This is a genomic window from Streptomyces sp. NBC_00104, assembly GCF_045160825.1.
Lineage (GTDB): Bacteria > Actinomycetota > Actinomycetes > Streptomycetales > Streptomycetaceae > Streptomyces.
This window is the reverse complement of sequence record NZ_CP108215.1, coordinates 2820555-2837036: the sequence shown is the minus strand read 5'-3', so window position 1 is coordinate 2837036 and position 16482 is coordinate 2820555. Positions and strand designations below refer to the sequence as shown.

Annotated in this window: 15 protein-coding genes and 1 pseudogene; 9 read left to right on the top strand and 7 right to left on the bottom strand. The window is 72.1% G+C overall.

Annotation, left to right across the window (positions count from 1 at the left end):
• The first annotated feature begins 70 nt into the window (after positions 1-70).
• Complete coding sequence (locus tag OG272_RS12290; protein ID WP_327730198.1) at positions 71-790, top strand: VWA domain-containing protein; 720 nt, start codon at positions 71-73, stop codon at positions 788-790.
• 111 nt (positions 791-901) lie between these two features.
• Here OG272_RS12290 and OG272_RS12285 read toward each other — a convergent pair whose 3' ends face one another.
• Complete coding sequence (locus OG272_RS12285; RefSeq protein ID WP_405893275.1) at positions 902-1882, bottom strand: acyl-CoA dehydrogenase family protein; 981 nt, start codon at positions 1880-1882, stop codon at positions 902-904.
• A gap of 31 nt (positions 1883-1913) precedes the next feature.
• Complete coding sequence (locus OG272_RS12280; protein ID WP_405893273.1) at positions 1914-3053, bottom strand: acyl-CoA dehydrogenase family protein; 1140 nt, start codon at positions 3051-3053, stop codon at positions 1914-1916.
• A gap of 135 nt (positions 3054-3188) precedes the next feature.
• Here OG272_RS12280 and OG272_RS12275 point away from each other — a divergent pair, with 135 nt between their 5' ends.
• From OG272_RS12275 to OG272_RS12265, 3 genes are read left to right on the top strand one after another with little or no spacing between them, the layout of a single operon-like run.
• Positions 3189-3977, top strand: a complete 789-nt coding sequence (locus tag OG272_RS12275; protein WP_328222789.1) for an SDR family oxidoreductase — start codon at positions 3189-3191, stop codon at positions 3975-3977.
• Between the two features lie 15 nt (positions 3978-3992).
• On the top strand, positions 3993-4607 hold the full coding sequence (locus tag OG272_RS12270; protein WP_327730202.1) for a TetR/AcrR family transcriptional regulator: 615 nt from the start codon (positions 3993-3995) through the stop codon (positions 4605-4607).
• Positions 4608-4630: 23 nt separating this feature from the next.
• Positions 4631-5788, top strand: a complete 1158-nt coding sequence (locus OG272_RS12265) for an acetyl-CoA C-acetyltransferase (protein ID WP_326583509.1) — start codon at positions 4631-4633, stop codon at positions 5786-5788.
• Positions 5789-6035: 247 nt separating this feature from the next.
• Here OG272_RS12265 and OG272_RS12260 read toward each other — a convergent pair whose 3' ends face one another.
• Genes OG272_RS12260 through OG272_RS12245 form a run of 4 tightly spaced genes read right to left on the bottom strand, consistent with a single transcriptional unit; the run spans position 6036 to position 9496 of the window.
• The gene (locus OG272_RS12260; protein WP_327730203.1) at positions 6036-7094 is read right to left on the bottom strand and encodes a nitronate monooxygenase; all 1059 of its coding nucleotides are present in this window, start codon (positions 7092-7094) and stop codon (positions 6036-6038) included.
• Positions 7094-7846 carry a CoA-transferase gene (locus tag OG272_RS12255; protein WP_327730204.1) on the bottom strand — a complete coding sequence of 251 codons (753 nt, stop codon included), beginning with the start codon at positions 7844-7846 and terminating at the stop codon, positions 7094-7096. Before OG272_RS12255 ends, OG272_RS12260 begins: the two co-directional genes overlap by 1 nt.
• A complete protein-coding gene (locus OG272_RS12250; RefSeq protein WP_327730205.1) occupies positions 7825-8673 on the bottom strand; it encodes a CoA-transferase in 849 nt (282 codons plus the stop codon). The genes OG272_RS12255 and OG272_RS12250 overlap by 22 nt, the downstream gene beginning before the upstream one ends.
• The gene (locus OG272_RS12245; protein ID WP_328222788.1) at positions 8666-9496 is read right to left on the bottom strand and encodes an enoyl-CoA hydratase family protein; all 831 of its coding nucleotides are present in this window, start codon (positions 9494-9496) and stop codon (positions 8666-8668) included. Before OG272_RS12245 ends, OG272_RS12250 begins: the two co-directional genes overlap by 8 nt.
• A gap of 66 nt (positions 9497-9562) precedes the next feature.
• Here OG272_RS12245 and OG272_RS12240 point away from each other — a divergent pair.
• Together OG272_RS12240 and OG272_RS12235 are read left to right on the top strand one after the other, a co-directional pair.
• Positions 9563-10285, top strand: a pseudogene (locus OG272_RS12240) (SDR family oxidoreductase); the annotation flags it as partial.
• A gap of 398 nt (positions 10286-10683) precedes the next feature.
• The gene (locus OG272_RS12235) at positions 10684-11604 is read left to right on the top strand and encodes an SDR family oxidoreductase (RefSeq protein ID WP_326583514.1); all 921 of its coding nucleotides are present in this window, start codon (positions 10684-10686) and stop codon (positions 11602-11604) included.
• 137 nt (positions 11605-11741) lie between these two features.
• On the opposite strand, the gene OG272_RS12230 is transcribed toward OG272_RS12235, so the two are convergent.
• Entirely contained in the window at positions 11742-12638 is an 897-nt protein-coding gene (locus OG272_RS12230; RefSeq protein ID WP_328222786.1) for a hypothetical protein, read from the bottom strand.
• A gap of 82 nt (positions 12639-12720) precedes the next feature.
• On the opposite strand from OG272_RS12230, the gene OG272_RS12225 reads away from it, so the two are divergent.
• The 3 genes from OG272_RS12225 (at position 12721) to pepN (ending at position 16305) form a co-directional block, all read left to right on the top strand.
• On the top strand, positions 12721-13116 hold the full coding sequence (locus OG272_RS12225) for a chorismate mutase (protein WP_326583516.1): 396 nt from the start codon (positions 12721-12723) through the stop codon (positions 13114-13116).
• Between the two features lie 72 nt (positions 13117-13188).
• Positions 13189-13710 carry a response regulator gene (locus OG272_RS12220; RefSeq protein ID WP_326583517.1) on the top strand — a complete coding sequence of 174 codons (522 nt, stop codon included), beginning with the start codon at positions 13189-13191 and terminating at the stop codon, positions 13708-13710.
• A 90-nt stretch (positions 13711-13800) separates the two neighbouring features.
• Positions 13801-16305: an aminopeptidase N gene (gene pepN, locus OG272_RS12215; RefSeq protein ID WP_405893268.1), complete on the top strand. Its 2505-nt coding sequence runs from the start codon at positions 13801-13803 to the stop codon at positions 16303-16305.
• Positions 16306-16482 lie beyond the last annotated feature (177 nt).

Genomic DNA, 16482 nt, shown 5'->3' with positions numbered 1-16482 from the left:
GAGGGGGTGGCATGTGGGGTGCCATAACCTCGGATCTCCCTCGGAGTCTTGATGTCAGGAGCACCCTCGCATGCCCGCGATCAGCCTCAGCAAGGTGCGGGAGACCGCCCCCGCGCTCGTGGACCTGTACAAGGCCGCCGGGGCCTCCCTCGACAAGCACGGGCTGAGGGGGCAGCGGGCCGCCGTCTATCTCGTGGTCGACCACAGCGGTTCCATGCGGCCGTACTACAAGGACGGCAGCGTGCAGGCGCTCGCCGATCGGGTGCTCGGACTGTCCGCGCACCTCGACGACGACGGGAGCGTGCCGGTCGTCTTCTTCTCCACCGGGATCGACGCGATCACGGAGATCGGCCTCGCGGACCACCACGGCCGGATCGATCGCGTCGTGGCCGGGCTGGGACACATGGGGAAGACCGACTACCACCTGGCCATGGACGCCGTCATCGACCACTACCTCGACCGCGGTGCCGAGGACCCCGCCTTCGTGGTGTTCCAGACGGACGGTGGGCCGACCGGCAGACTCGCCGCCGAACGGTACCTGTGCAAGGCCGCCCGCCTCCCTCTCTTCTGGCAGTTCATCGGCTTCGGCGACCCCGACAGCAGGCAGTTCGACTTCCTGCGCAGGCTGGACGAGTTGGCCGTGCCGGGCAAGCGGGTCGTCGACAACGCCGGGTTCTTCCACGCCGGTTCGGATCCGAGGGCCGTGTCGGACGGGGAGCTGTACGACCGGCTGCTGGGGGAGTTCCCGAAGTGGCTGGTGGCGGCCAGGGCCCAGGGCATCGTTCCGTAAGCCCCGTCGCAGAAATGGGGCCGTGGGCCCCGTACGTCGGGGACTGTGCGTGCGCCATGTCCGGGCCCGGGAGGGGGATGCCCAGGCCGACAGCCGAGAAGGACCGCGAACTCACCAGTGGTGGCCCCCACCACTGAGGACCGCGCTTCGGCATTCGGCCGGGCCGCCCCACGCGGTCCGCAGCGCACGGGCCTTGGTGAGCCAGAGCGACAGGTCGTACTCCGCCGTGTAACCGATCGCGCCGTGCAACTGGAGCGCGGTGCGCGCGGTCGCGTACGCCGCCTCGCACGCCGTCACCTTGGCCGCCGCCACATCCGCCGCGTCCAGGGTGACCGCCGCCCCGAAGACCAGCGGGCGCGCGAACTCCAGGGCCACCTTCGCGTCCGCCAGACGGTGCTTCACCGCCTGGAACGAGCCTATGGGGACGCCGAACTGGGTGCGCTGCTTGACGTACGTCACCGTCCTGTCCAGGAGGGCGAGCCCGACGCCGAGGGCCTGCGCGGCGACCGCGAGGCGGGCCCAGGTCAGGGCCCGGGCCAGACCGGGCAGGGTCGTGGCGAGGCGTTCGCCGCCGGGGGCGAGCGGGGTCAGACGGCGGGCCGGGTCCAGGGAGGGGCGAACCGGGCCGTGGCCGGGGGCGAGGCGTAGTTCGCCCGCGGTCAGGTCGAGCGACAGACGGGTCGTCGCCGTGTCCCCGTCCAGCGCGTACGACTGCGGTGACGGTGCCACCGTGGCCATGGCCTCCCCGGACACCAGCGCCGGGAGCAGGCGCTCGGCCGGGCCCGGGTCCTCCAGACCGGCCAGCAGGACCGACGTCGTCACCGTCTCCACGAGCGGGCCCGGCATCGCGTGCCGACCCAACTCCACGAAGGCGACGGCCAGGTCGACGGGGAGGGGGCCTACGCCCTCGTACGCCTCCGGCGCCGCCAGCGCGAAGACGCCGGCCTGCGCGACACGCGACCACAGCGCACGCCCTGCCCCGTGCTCCCCGCGCCCCCAGGCCCGTACGACGGACGGAGTGTCGGCGGCCGTCAGCATCGCGTCCAGTGATCCGGCGAACGCCCGCTGCTCGGTGTCCAGGAGGAAGCGCATCAGCGGCGGCCCTTCAGGATGAGGTCACGCATCAGCGGCGGCCCTTCGGCAGGCCGAGGAGGCGCTCGGCGATGATGTCGCGCTGGATCTCGTTGGTGCCGGCGTAGATGGGGCCGGCGAGGGAGAAGACGTACCCCTCCGACCAGTCGGTGTCCGCCAACTCGCCCTCTTCGTCCAGCAGTTCGAGGCCCGTTTCGTGCAGGGCGATGTCGTACTCGGACCAGAAGACCTTGTTCAGGCTGGACTCGGGGCCGATCGGCGTGCCCTCCAGGAAGCGGGAGGCGGCCGCCTGGGTGAAGAGCTGGTAGGCGCGGGCGCCGATCAGCGCGTCGGCCACGCGGTCGCGTACGGACGCCGGGCTGCCCTGGGCCTGCCAGAGGTCGAACAGCCGGCGCGCGGAGGCCAGGAAACGGCCCGGGGAGCGGAGCGTGAGGCCGCGTTCGTTGCCGGCGGTCGACATCGCGACGCGCCAGCCCTGGCCGGGCTCGCCGATGACGTCCTCGTCCGGTACGAACACGTCGTCGAGGAAGAGCTCGGCGAAGGCGGGCCTGCCGTCGAGGCGGCCGATCGGGCGGACGGTCACGCCCGGTGCGCGCAGGTCGAACATCAGATACGTCAGCCCCTGGTGGGGCTTCGGGGTGCCCGGCTCGCTGCGGAACAGGCCGAACGCCCGGTCCGCGAAGGCGGCGCGGGACGACCAGGTCTTCTGGCCGGTCAGCAGCCAGCCCCCGTCCGTGCGTACGGCCCTGGAGGTGAGCGAGGCGAGGTCGGAACCGGCCTCGGGCTCCGACCAGGCCTGGGCCCACACCACATCGCCGGAGGCCATCGGGGGCAGCACGCGGGCCCGCTGTGCGTCCGTGCCGTGGTCGAAGAGGGTCGGGGCGAGGAGGTTGACGCCGTTCTGGCCGACGCGCCCGGGGGCGCCCGCCGCGTAGTACTCCTCCTCGAAGATCAGCCAGCGCTCCAGGCCCGCGTCACGGCCGCCGTACGCGGCCGGCCAGTTCACCACCGACCAGCGGTCCGCGGCCAGTTCGGCCTCCCAGGCGCGGTGGGCGGCGAAGCCCTCCTCCGTCTCCAGGGAGGGGAGCGGCTCGGGTGGGACGTGGGTGCGCAGCCATGCGCGGGCCTCGGCTCGGAAGGCCTCGTCGGCGGGAGAATGGGTGAGGTCCATGGGGCACACCCCTCTATGCCTGTCTATGCCTGACAAACGGTCGGCCGGTCCAGTGAGCCGGCCTAACAAGCGTTTGGTCAACCTGGCGAACGTTCGGTCTTCCCTAACAAGTGTTTGGTAGGTTAGCGTGCCCGCATGAAGAACGTCGAGGCTCCGGCGTACCTCCCCGGGCACGGCCTGCTCAGCGGCCGCACCGCCGTGATCACCGCGGCGGCCGGCGCGGGCATCGGCGGCGCGACCGCGCGACGCTTCCTGGAGGAGGGCGCGCGCGTCCTGATCAGCGACACCCACACGCGCAGACTCAAGGAGTACAAGACCGAGCTGGCGGGCGAGTTCGGAGCGGAGTCCGTCAGGGCGGTGCCGTGCGACGTGACCGACGAGGACCAGGTGCGGGCGCTGTTCGAGGCGGGCGCCCGGCTGCACGGACGGCTCGACATCGTCGTCAACAACGCGGGCCTGGGCGGCACCGCGGAACTCGTCGACATGACCGACGAGCAGTGGTCCAAGGTGCTGGACGTGACACTCAACGGCACGTTCCGGTGCACCCGGGCCGCCCTGAGGCTGATGCGCGACAGCGGTGGCGGAGTGATCGTCAACAACGCCTCCGTCGTCGGCTGGCGCGCCCAGGCCGGGCAGGCGCACTACGCGGCGGCGAAGGCGGGCGTGATGGCACTGACCAGGTGCGCGGCGGTCGAGGCGGCCGAGTACGGGGTCCGCGTCAACGCCGTGTCGCCCAGCCTCGCCATGCACCCGCACCTCGCTAAGGTCACGACCCCCGAACTGCTGGCGGAGCTGACCGCGCGCGAGGCCTTCGGACGGTACGCCGAACCCTGGGAGGTGGCCAATGTGATCGTGTTCCTCGCGTCCGGCTACTCCTCGTACATGACGGGTGAGATCGTCTCCGTCAGCAACCAGCACCCGTAAGGACAACGAACAGCCGTGCCGACCAAGAAGAAGCCCCCGGCGACCGCCGCCGCGCCCGCCCGTCGTCGTGAACTCCTCGACAAGGCCGCCGGCGTCTTCGCGGACCTGGGGTACAACGCCACCACCGTGCGCAGGATCGCGGACGAGGTGGGGATGCTCGCGGGCAGCCTCTACTACTACTTCGAGTCCAAGGACGCGATGCTCGAGGAGATCCTGCGGACCTTCCTCGACGAACTCTGGGAGGGGTACGACGCCGTCCTGGACGCCGAACCGAGCCCCCGGGAAGCCTTCGAGGCGCTGGTCGTCGAGTCGTTCCGGGCGATCGACCGGCATCGCGCCGCCGTCGCGATCTACCAGAGCGAAGCCAAACAGCTGATCCTGCAGGACCGGTTCCTGTTCCTCGACGCGTCGCAGCGCAAGTTCGAGAAGGCGTGGCTGGCCACGCTGGAGCGCGGGGTCGCCGCCGAGGAGTTCCGGGCCGACCTCGACACACGGCTCACCTACCGGTTCGTGCGCGACACCGTGTGGGTCGCCGCGTCCTGGTACCGGCCCGGCGGAGAGCTCGGACCGGAAGAGATCGCCCAGCAGTACCTGTCGATGGTCCTGGACGGGATCGCCGTACGTGAATAACCGTTGACATCAGGGGAGTTGCCATGGCCGAGGCCTACATCGTCGAAGCGGTCCGGACGCCCGTCGGGCGGCGCGGAGGAGGGCTCGGCCAGGTCCATCCGGCCGACCTCGGCGCGCACGCCCTCAAGGCGCTCGTCGCACGCGCGGGCGTGGACCCGGCCGCCGTGGAGGACGTCGTCTTCGGCTGCCTGGACACCGTCGGACCGCAGGCCGGTGACATCGCCCGGACCAGCTGGCTGGCCGCCGGGCTGCCGGAGGAGGTACCGGGAACGACCGTGGACCGGCAGTGCGGCTCCTCGCAGCAGGCCGTGCACTTCGCCGCCCAGGCCGTGCTCTCCGGCACCCAGGACCTGGTGGTCGCGGGCGGTGTGCAGAACATGACGATGATCCCCATCGCCTTCGCCTCCCGCCAGGCCGCCGTCCCCCTCGGGCTCACGGACGGGCCCTTCGCGGGCAGCGAGGGGTGGCGGGCGAGGTACGGGGACCGGCCGGTGAACCAGTTCGCCGGTGCCGAGATGATCGCCGCGAAGTGGGGCATCAGCCGCCGCGACCAGGAGGAGTTCGCGCTGCGCTCCCACCGGCGGGCGGTACGGGCCGTCGACGAGGGCCGCTTCGCGCGCGAGACCGTTCCGTACGGGGACGTGACCGTCGACGAGGGGCCCCGCCGCGACACCTCCCTGGAGAAGATGGCCGCGCTGAAGCCGGTCATCGACGGCGGCACCGTCACCGCCGCCTGCTCCTCCCAGGTCTCCGACGGCGCCGCCGCGCTCCTCCTCGCCTCCGAACGCGCCGTACAGGAGCACGGGCTGACCCCGCGCGCCCGCGTGCACCACCTCTCCGTCCGCGGCGAGGACCCCATCCGCATGCTCACCGCGCCGATACCGGCGACCGCGTACGCCCTGAAGAAGACCGGCCTCACCCTCGACGCCATCGACCTCGTCGAGATCAACGAGGCCTTCGCACCCGTCGTGCTGGCATGGCTGAAGGAGACGGGCGCCGACCCGGAGAAGGTCAACGTCAACGGCGGTGCGATCGCCCTCGGCCACCCCCTGGGCGCGACCGGCGCCAAGCTCATGACGACCCTCCTGCACGAACTGGAGCGCACCGGCGGCCGGTACGGGCTCCAGACGATGTGCGAGGGCGGCGGGCAGGCGAACGTGACGATCATCGAGCGACTGTGACGGCCGTCCGGCGACGGTGACGGCCACCCGGGGCTGTGACGGCCATCCGGCGGCTGTGACGGCCACCCGGGGCTGTGACGGCCATCCGGCGGCTGTGACGGCCATCCGGCGGCTGTGATGACTGATCCGGCGGCCCTGAGGGGCGCGAGTGGCTGTGATCCGGCGGCTGTGACGGCCGCGAGTGGCTGTGATCCGGCGGCCGTGACGGTCCCGAGTGGCTGTGCCGGTCCCTAGGGCCCGGGACGGGTCACCGAGCGGCGCCGAGTCGCCCCAGGGACGTCAGCACCTCCTCCGCCTCCTTCATGATCTGTTCCACCAGCTCCGCGCAGGACGGCAGGTCGTCGATCACCCCGGCGACCTGCCCGGCCGCCATCACCCCCAGGTCCGTACGGCCGTCCACCATCGCGGACCGGAGCAGCATGGGCGTGTTGGCGGCGAGCAGGACCTGGCTCCAGGTGAGGTCCTTGCCGTGCCGCAGCGCGAGGCCGTCGCGGACCATGCGGCGCCAGGTGAGCCCGGACAGCCGCCGGAAGCCGGCCGCGTGCCGCACGGCGTGCGCCAGGGCGCGCGTCCGGCCGGACGCCTCCAGCGCGCTCACGAACTCCGTACGGAGCATGCGGTGCGGCAGCCCGTCCACGGCCCGCGTGACGGTGACGTCCTTGACCGTCGCCGCCAGATAGCGGGCCTTCACCACGTCGGGCACCGTCGAGTCCGAGGTGAGCAGGAACCGGGTGCCCATCGCCACCCCGGCCGCCCCGAACGCCAGCGCGGCCACCAGCCCGCGCCCGTCGTGGAAGCCGCCGGCGGCGACGACGGGAATGTCGACGGCGTCCACGACCTGCGGCAGCAGCACGGTCGTCGCGACGTCCCCGGTGTGCCCGCCGCCCTCGCCGCCCTGCACGACCACCGCGTCCGCACCCCACGCCGCCACCTTCTCGGCGTGCCGCCGGGCGCCGACCGACGGCATCACGACCACGCCCGCGTCCTTGAGCTCGGCGATCAGCTCCCTGGACGGCGCGAGCGCGAACGACGCCACCCGGACGCCCTCCTCGACGATGATCCGCACCCGTTCCCGCGCGTCCCCCGCGTCGGCCCGCAGGTTCACCCCGAAGGGCGCGTCCGTGCGGGACTTCACCTCCCGTACGGCCTCCCGGAGTCGCGCGGGTGTCATCGTCGCGGAGGCCAGGACGCCGAGCGCCCCCGCGTTCGCCGTGGCGGACACCAGGCGGGGGCCGGCCACCCAGCCCATGCCGGTCTGCACGATCGGACGGCGGACGCCCACGAGCCGGGTGAGAGCCGTCTCCATCAGCCTCGGACCTCCCGCGCGCGCGTGTTCTCCGGATCGATCACCTCGCGGATCAGCCTCAGCTCGGCCTCGGTCGGTTCACGCGTGTACGGCACCTCGTCCGGGACGGCGAGCGCGAAGCCGGTCGCCTCCCCGACCTGCTCGACCGTGACGCCGGGGTGCAGGGAGGCCAGCCGCATCGCGTGGTCGGGGGTCGCGAAGTCGAACACCCCGAGGTCGGACACGACCCGCGGGAGATGGTGGAAGCGGGCGGCGGCCGGATGCTCGGCCACCCGGTCGTGGCCCACCCCGCACACCATGTCGACCTTCTCGACGAAGACCCGCCGGGAGTGCCTGGGGACCCAGTAACTGGTCGGGTTGTTCAGGGTGTTGACCGGCGCGCCCCGCACCCCGAGCAGCTGTCGCCTCGGCTTCGCCCAGTCGCCGACGCACGAGATGTTCTGGTTGCCGTACCGGTCGATCTGGCTCGCGCCCATCATCACGTGCCGTCGGCCGCCGGTGACCAGGGCCAGGTGCCGCCGGTAGGGCAGCCACCCCTCGACGGTGCCGTCGAGGCCGACGAGCAGCGCCTCGCCGTCGGTCAGCAACAGCTCCGGCGCGAAGGTCCGTTTGGCGAGCCGTGCGCCCAGGGACGGGACGAGGCCCATGGGGCTCGCGAGGATCTCCCCGGCCCCGCGCCAGGCCTCGGCGCAGGCGATCACGCAGTACTCGGCCCGGGTCGCCCCGCCGCTCATGAGCCCTCCTTCTGCCATGCCCGCACGGCCGACCGGTACGCGTGCTCGTCACCGGTCAGGAACCGCTCGGCGAATTCCTCCCACGGCGTGGCCGCGTACGTCTGCTGAAAGGCCTCGTCCCGGCCGTAGTCAGGGGCGCAGGAGGTGAAGTGCGCGCCGTTCGGGGCCTCGATCACACCGGTCACGACATGGCGGCTGACCAGCAGCGTCTGGGGCGGGGCCTCCTTCGTCAGCTCGGCCGTGTCCACCAGCCGTTCGCACGACAGGTACGCCGTGTCGGCCGCCTCGCAGAAGAGGTCGTCGAAGTACGGGTCCGGGCCCAGATACTGGCCGTTGCCCTGCCGGTCGGCCCGGTTGACGTGCACGAACGCGGCGTCCAGGCGCAGCGCGGGCATGGCGACGAAGGTCTCCCCGTCGTCGTACGGCGAAGTGACCGTCCGCAGACCGGGGTTGACCCGCATCACGTCCGAGCCGATGCCCGCCCGCACCGGCAGGAAGGGCAGCCGGTGCGCGGCGGCCCGCAGCCCCCACATGAACATCGCCTCGTCGATCTCCATCAGCTCGAACGCGCCCCGCTCGCGCGCCGCGCGGAAGTGCGGTTCGAGGGGGATGGAGTCGAGGGTGGCGAAGGCGGCGACCAGCTTCCGGATCCGTCCGGCGGCGGCGAGCATGCCGACGTCCGGGCCGCCGTACGAGACGACCGTGAGATCGGTGATCTCGGACCGGAGCAGTGCCCTCACCAGCGCCATCGGCTTGCGGCGCGAGCCCCAGCCGCCGATGCCGAGGGTCATCCCGCTCTCCAGCCGGGAGACGGCCTCGTCGGCGGTCATCGACTTGTCACTCACCCAGGTCCCCCTTTTCCCTTACGGCGTTCCCCTTGGCCGTCCCGGGGGTCCCGGCGGTCGCGGCTTTCCCGGTCTTTTCGGCGTTTCCGGTCCCCCCGAAGGTGTCGCGGACCTCGTCGGCCACCCCACTGAGGTTCGCCTCGAAGGTGAAGCCCTGCTCGAAGCGGTAGCTGCGGCGGACGTCGACGGGGTCGATGCCGTTGATGGCGGCCTTGGCCAGCCGCAGCAGCCAGCCGTCCTTCGCGGCGATCTCCCGCGCCAACTCCAGTGCCGCAGCGAGCAGTTCGGCACGCGGTACGACCCGCCACACCGAGCCGTGCGCCCGTAGCTCGGCGGCGGTCGCCGTACGCGAGGTGTAGTACAGCGCGCGCATCAGGTGCTGGGGCACCAGCCGGGACAGATGGGTCGCCGCACCCAGCGCGCCCCGGTCCAGCTCCGGCAGCCCGAAGGTCGCGTCCTCGCTGGCCACGATCGCGTCCGCGTTGCCCACCAGCCCGATCCCGCCGCCCAGACAGAACCCCTGCACGGCGGCCACCACCGGCACCTCGCACTCGTACACGGCGGCGAAGGCCTCCGCGCAACCGTGGTTGGCGCCGATCAGCGCACTCTGCCCCGCCGCCTGGATCTCCTTGATGTCCACCCCGGCGTTGAACCCGCGCCCCTCCGCCGTCAGCACCACGCACCGGACCTCGGGATCACGGCCCGCCCCGCGCACGGCGTGGGCCAGCTCGAACCACCCCCGCACCGGCAGCGCGTTCACGGGCGGGAAATCGATCGTGACGACGGAAATCCCCTTTTCCGGGGACGAGGTGGAGACACCCATCGGCGCATCAGCTACCTTCCACCTAACGTTTGTTAGGTCCTTCTCCTGGGTGGAAGGTAGCAGCGGATGCGGCTCAACGGGAAGCTCGCCGTCGTCACCGGCGGCACGCGCGGTGTCGGCGCCGGCATCGCGCGGGCCTTCGCCGAAGCCGGCGCCGAGGTCGTGACCTGCGCCCGCCGGCCCCCCGAAGTGCCGCTCAAGGGAGCCGAGTTCATGCCACTGGACGTACGCGACCCCGACGCCGTGCAGCGCTTCTTCGCCGGACTGCCCCGCGTGGACGTCCTCGTGAACAACGCCGGCGGTACGCCCTACCGCCCGCTCACCGAGACCGACGCCCGCCGCCACGCCCGCGTCATCGAACTCAACCTCACCGCCCCACTGACCGTCTCCCTCGCCGCCCACGCCCACCTCCGGCGGGCCGAGGGCGCGATCGTGATGATCGGCAGTGTGAGCGGCAGCCGCCCGTCGCCCGGCTCGGCGGCGTACGGCGCGGCCAAGGCCGGCCTGGAGCACCTGGCGCGCTCCATGGCCGTGGAGTGGGCCCCGGAGATACGGGTCAACACCCTCGTCCTCGGCATGGTCGACACGGAGCTCTCCCACCTCCACTACGGCGACGAGCACGGCCTCGCCGCCGTGGCCCGCACGGTCCCGCTGGGCCGCCTCGCCACCCCCTCCGACATCGGAGACGCGGCGGTCTTCCTCGCCTCCGACGCCGCGGCCTACATCACCGGCGCCTCCCTCCTCGTCCACGGCGGCGGCGAACGCCCCGCCTTCCTGGCCGCGGCGACGACCGGCACCGGACAGGCGACGGACAACGCGGGACACGCGACGCCCGGTGACGGGTCGGCGGTGACCGGTGAGAGGCGCGCAGGGATCGGCGACGAGCCGACGACACCCGGCGGGAAGCGCGCGGGGACCGCCGACGAGCCGACAACCGCCGACGCCCCACCCACGACGGTCCTCGCGACGCGGCCCACGGCCGACGCGGCGCGGTTCGCCGCCGAGGTGACGCGACCCGCCGCCGACGGAACGCCGCCGGCCGCCGACGGAACGCCGCCAGCCGCCCACGCGGCGCCCCCCGCCGCCCACGCGACGCCGCCCACGCCGTACGCGGCGCCGCCGGCCGCCCACGCGGCGTCACCCACCGCCGACCAGGACGAAGAGAAAGAAGAGAAAGGGGAACCGCGATGAGCAGGGGCACGCACCGGCTCTGTGAAGGGCGTGTCGTGGTCGTGACCGGCGCGGGACGTGGTCTCGGTCGCGCGCACGCGCTCGCGTACGCCGCCGAGGGCGCGCGCGTGGTCGTCAACGACCTCGGTGTGGGACTCGACGGCACACCGGACCCCGACAGCCCGGCCGCCCGGGTCGTCGAGGAGATCCGCGCCGCGGGCGGGGACGCGGTCGCGCACGGTGGGGACATCGCCACGACCGACGGCGCCGCCTCCCTCGTCCACACCGCCCTGGACACCTACGGCCGACTCGACACCCTCGTCAACAACGCCGGCTTCCTCCGCGACCGCATGCTCGTCAACCTCGACGAGGACGACTGGGACGCAGTCCTCCGCGTCCACCTCAAGGGCCACTTCCTCACCCTCAGGCACGCCGCCGCCCACTGGCGAGCCGAGACCAAGGCCGGCCGCACACCGACCGCGAGGATCGTCAACACCAGCAGCGGCGCCGGCCTGCTGGGCTCACTCGGCCAGGGCAACTACAGCGCCGCCAAGGCCGGCATCGTCGGCCTCACCCTCGTCGCCGCCGCCGAACTCGCCCGCTACGGCGTCCAGGCCAACGCCATCGCCCCCGCGGCGCGCACGAGGATGACCGAGGGCGTCTTCGCCGAGGCCATGACCGCACCCGACGCCGGCTTCGACGCGATGGCCCCCGAGAACGTCTCCCCGCTGGTGGTGTGGCTGGGTTCCGCCGCGAGCGACGGCGTCACCGGCCGCGTCTTCGAGACGGAGGGCGGCCGCATCACCGTGATGGAGGGCTGGCGCCCGGGCCCCACGACGGACAAAGGGGCACGCTGGACACCGGAGGAAGCGGGGGAGACCGTACGCAAGCTCCTGTCGGAGGCCGAGGAACCGCACCCGGTGTACGGCGCCCCATGACCGGGGCCGCTGCCCAAGGGGCGCGGGGAACCGCGCGACAAGCCCCCACGCACCCACGCACCCGCCCACGCACCCGCCCACGCACCCGCACCCGCACTCGCGCCGAACCCACCACCCCCTCACGCGCCCCCGAAAACCTACGTGTCGCACTCCAGAACCGTCCGGCACAACCCGCACCGCGCCCGCACCCGCCCCCGAACCGGCACACGGATCCTCTGATGACACGTCGGGCAGGGAAACGACACCCGCAACGGCCCCCGCCCCTCGGGCGTGAACACATACGGCACCCCCGACACCGGCGAGGCCGACCGCAGATCCTGCGCATGCCGCCGGTCCCGCGCGTACCGCCGACGCCCCGCCCACCCCGCCGCGGTCAGCGGCGGCTGCCGCTCATCCCCGCGAGCCCGGACGCGCCCCTCCGCGTACGCGGAATACGCCTCGGCACTGGTGAACCACACCGAGGGATCCTCCCCGAACAACTGCGCCCGCTTGGCCAGCACGTACCCGAACTCCTCCGGCGTCAGATACCCCAGCTTCTGCGACGACGCGGCGTCCTCCCGGTACGCGTCCAGCAGCAGCCACCCCGCCCCCAGATACGTCGCCGCCGTGTCCGTGAGGATCTCGTTCTCACGCATGCCGGGGAAGGACAGCCCGAGCCGGTGCAGATACACATGCATGACCTCGTGCGCGAGAGCCGCCCCGATGTCCCGCCGGTGCGTACGGAAACGGTCGTTGAGCTCGACGAAGTACTCCGGCCCCGCCGCCAGCTCGACGTTCGCCGCGTGCGTCATCTCCCGGAACCCGACGATCATCCGGGCGTCCGGCAGCCGATAGTGCCGCACCAGCTCCCGGGCCACCCGCTGCGCACCGAGATGGAGATCGTCGGTGTCACAGAACGCCACGTCGACGGGGGCCACACTGGTGGCGAAGGTCTGGATCGTGTCGTACGAGAGCCGCTTGTACAGGGCGGTGATCGACGCCCGCACGATCTCAAGGTGCGGGTAGCCGTGCTCGACAGGTCCGCCGTTCGCCACGTCCGCACCCCCAAAGACGCCTCGATACGTTCCACTCTAAGCCGGTGCGAGCGCCGAACCGCAGCGTCGTAGGGTGACGACCATGACCACCAGCAACACCAACGAGGCGAACACCGGCACCGCGCCGGCCGGCGCGGTCGACGCGGACGTCCGGGCGGAACTCACCCGGCTGCGGGACAGCATCGACAACATCGACGCCGCCGTCGTCCACATGCTCGCCGAGCGCTTCAAGTGCACCCAGCGGGTCGGCCACCTCAAGGCCGCGCACCAACTGCCCGCCGCCGACCCGGGCCGCGAGGCCCAGCAGATCAACCGGCTGCGCGGACTCGCCGAAAGTGCCAAGCTGGACCCGGCGTTCGCGGAGAAGCTGCTGAACTTCATCATCGCCGAGGTCATCCGGCACCACGAACGCATCGCGGACGACGCGCTGAACGGCACAGCGGGCACGACCGGCACCGCACCAGACGCAGGGGAGTGACATCGCGTCCCTCCACAGGGCATCCTGCGTGAGCACTCCCTGTCAGGAAACGACTACACGCGGTGAGAGGCCATGCCGTCGGAAGCCAAGATCCTCATCGTCGACGACCATGAGGACACGCTGTACGCCCTGGAGAGCGCCCTGGCCCCGCTGGGCTACCGCCTGACACGCGCCACCAGCGGCGACGCGGCACTCAAGGAAGTCCTCCGCGGCCAGATCGGCCTGCTCCTCCTCGACGTCCGCATGCCCGGCGTCAGCGGACTCGACGTCGTCCACTACATGCGCGGCGTGGAACAGACCCAGCACATCCCCGTCATCCTCCTCACCGGCTTCGGCCCCGACGCCGAACTCACCTCCGCCGCCTTCCGCCTCGGCGTCGCCGACCTCGTCATGAAACCCATCGACCCCTGGGCCCTGCGCACCAAGGTCCGCTACCTCTACGACGCCCACCAACGCACCCACGCCCTGGAACGCGAGGTCCGCGACCTGCGCGCCCGCCTCAAGGACCACGAGGAACTCAAGCGCGTCACCGACGACCACCGGGCCGAGGAGCGCGTCCCCGCGCAGCACGACGGCGCGAAGGACCGGGCATAGGCCGCATACGGCCGGGCACACGGCGCGTACGACCGGACATAGGTCGCGTACCAGGCCCGCCCCTGTCCTGCGCCCAGGGCATCAGGCAGCATGTCCCTCATGTCCGTACTGACGCGCGACGAAGCGCATGCCCGTGCTCGGCTCCTCGACGTCCACCGCTACGAGATCGCACTCGACCTCACGCGCGGCGACGAGACCTTCGACTCCCGTACCGTCATCCACTTCACCGTGCGGGGAAAGAAGAAGGCCGCGGACACCTTCGTCGAGCTCAAGCCCGCCGAACTGCGCTCCGTCACCCTCGACGGCGAGCCCCTCGAACCGGCGACCCTCGACGGCAACCGCCTCCCCCTCAAGGGCCTCACCCCGGGCGCACACGAACTGCGCGTCGACGCCGCCATGCGCTACTCCCGCACCGGCGAGGGCATGCACCGCTTCACCGACCCCACCGACGGTGAGACCTACGTCTACACCCAGCTCTTCATGGACGACGTCCAGCGCGTCTTCGCGGCCTTCGACCAACCCGACCTCAAGGCCGTCTTCGACCTGACCGTCACCGCCCCCGAGGCCTGGACCGTCCTCGCCAACGGCGTCACCGCACAACAGGACGACGGCACCTGGCGGGCCGCCACCACCCCGCCGATCTCCACCTACCTCGTCGCCGTCGCCGCCGGCCCCTGGCACTCCGTACGCACCGAACACCGAGGCCTGCCCTTCGGCATCCACTGCCGCCGCTCCCTCGCCCCCCACCTCGACGCCGACGCCGACGAGATCCTCGACGTCACCCGCGCCCTCTACGACCGCTACCACGACAAGTTCGAGGAGCCGTACCCCTTCGACTCCTACGACCAGGCCTTCGTCCCCGAGTTCAACGCCGGCGCCATGGAGAACCCCGGCCTCGTCACCTTCCGCGACGAGTTCATCTACCGCTCCGCCGTCACCGACACCGAACGCCAGACCCGCGCCATGGTCATCGCCCACGAGATGGCCCACATGTGGTTCGGCGACCTCGTCACCCTCAGGTGGTGGGACGACATCTGGCTCAACGAGTCCTTCGCCGAGTACATGGGCTACCAGACCCTCACCGAAGCCAGCCGCTTCACGAACACCTGGGTCGACTTCGGCATCGCCCGCAAGGCCTGGGGCTACGACGCCGACCAGCGCCCCTCCACCCACCCCGTCGCCCCCGAGGCCGTCGACGACACCGCCGCCGCCCTCCTCAACTTCGACGGCATCTCCTACGCCAAGGGCGCCTCCGCCCTGCGCCAACTCGTCGCCTGGCTCGGCGAGAAGGACTTCCTGGCCGGCATCAACGCCCACTTCACCCGCCACCGCTTCGGCAACGCCACCCTCGCCGACTTCATCGACAACCTCGCCGGCGCCACCGAACGCGACGTCCACGCCTGGGCCGACGCCTGGCTCCGCACCACCGGCGTCGACACCCTCACCCCCAAGGTCACCCGCACCGCCGACGGCACCTACACCCTCACCGTCGACCACGCCGGCAGCCGCCCCCACCGCATCGCCGTCGGCCTCTACGACCGGGACCTCGGCGACGACCAGGGCCACCTCACCCTCCGCGACCGCGTCGAACTCGACCTCCCCCAGACCGCCGACCAGCCCATCGGCAAGCGCCCCGCACTCCTCCTCCTCAACGACGGCGACCTCACCTACGCCAAGGTCCGCTTCGACCCCGACTCCTTCGCCGCCGTCACCGGCCACCTCTGCGGCCTCCCCGACCCCCTCACCCGCGCCGTCGTCTGGAACGCCCTGCGCGACGCCGTACGCGACGCCGAACTCCCCGCCACCGCCTACCTGGAGGCCGCCCGCACCCACCTCCCGCGCGAGAGCGACCTCGCCATCGTCCAGGGCGTCCTCACCTTCGCCACCGCCCAGGTCGCCGACCGCTTCCTCGCCCCCGAGCAGCGCGCCACCGGCCTGGCCACCCTCGGCTCCCTGTGCCGCGACCTCATCCGCCGCACCGAGGACGGCGACAACCCCGGCCTGCGCCTCACCGCCGTACGCCACTTCATCGACGTCGCCACCCGCGCCGAGACCATCGCCGCCTGGCTCGCCGACGGCACGGTTCCGGGCGGCCCCGAGCTCGACCCCGAGCTGCGCTGGCGCGTCCTCGGACGGCTCGCCGTCCTCGGCGCGGTCGACGCCGCCGCGATCACCGAAGAACTGGAGCGCGACCCCAGCGCCAGCGGCCGGGAAGGCGCCGCCCGCTGCCGGGCCGCGCTGCCCGACCCGGAGGCCAAGCGGGCCGCCTGGGAGGCGATGTTCACCACCGACGACCTCTCCAACTACCTGTTCACCGCCACGGCCCAGGGGTTCTGGCAGCCGGAGCAGGCGGACCTCCTCCAGGAGTACGTCGAGCGCTACTGGGCCGACGCGGGTTCGCTGGCCGCTCGGCGAGGACCCGCGATCGCGGAAGCGGCAGGGCGGTGGGCGTTCCCGGTGTATGCGGTGGACCCGGGGACGCTGGGTATGGGGGAGCGGTGTCTTCAGGACGGCGAGCTGATTCCGGCACTTCGACGGAAGCTGGTCGATCAGCTGGACGACCTCGCGCGTGCGCTGCGGGTGCGCGAAGCGTAGGGGGTTTTTCCGGGGTCCGCCGTGGGGCTCGGGTGTTCTGCGGGCTTGCCGTCGTTCGTGGCCGGCCGCGCGGTTCCCCGCGCCCCTCAGGGGCGCGCTGCCGTTCAGGGCGGCTTACCGTACCCTCTTTAGGTTGTAATGAACGACTTTTTCGGCCTCAGCACCCGATTGGCGTAC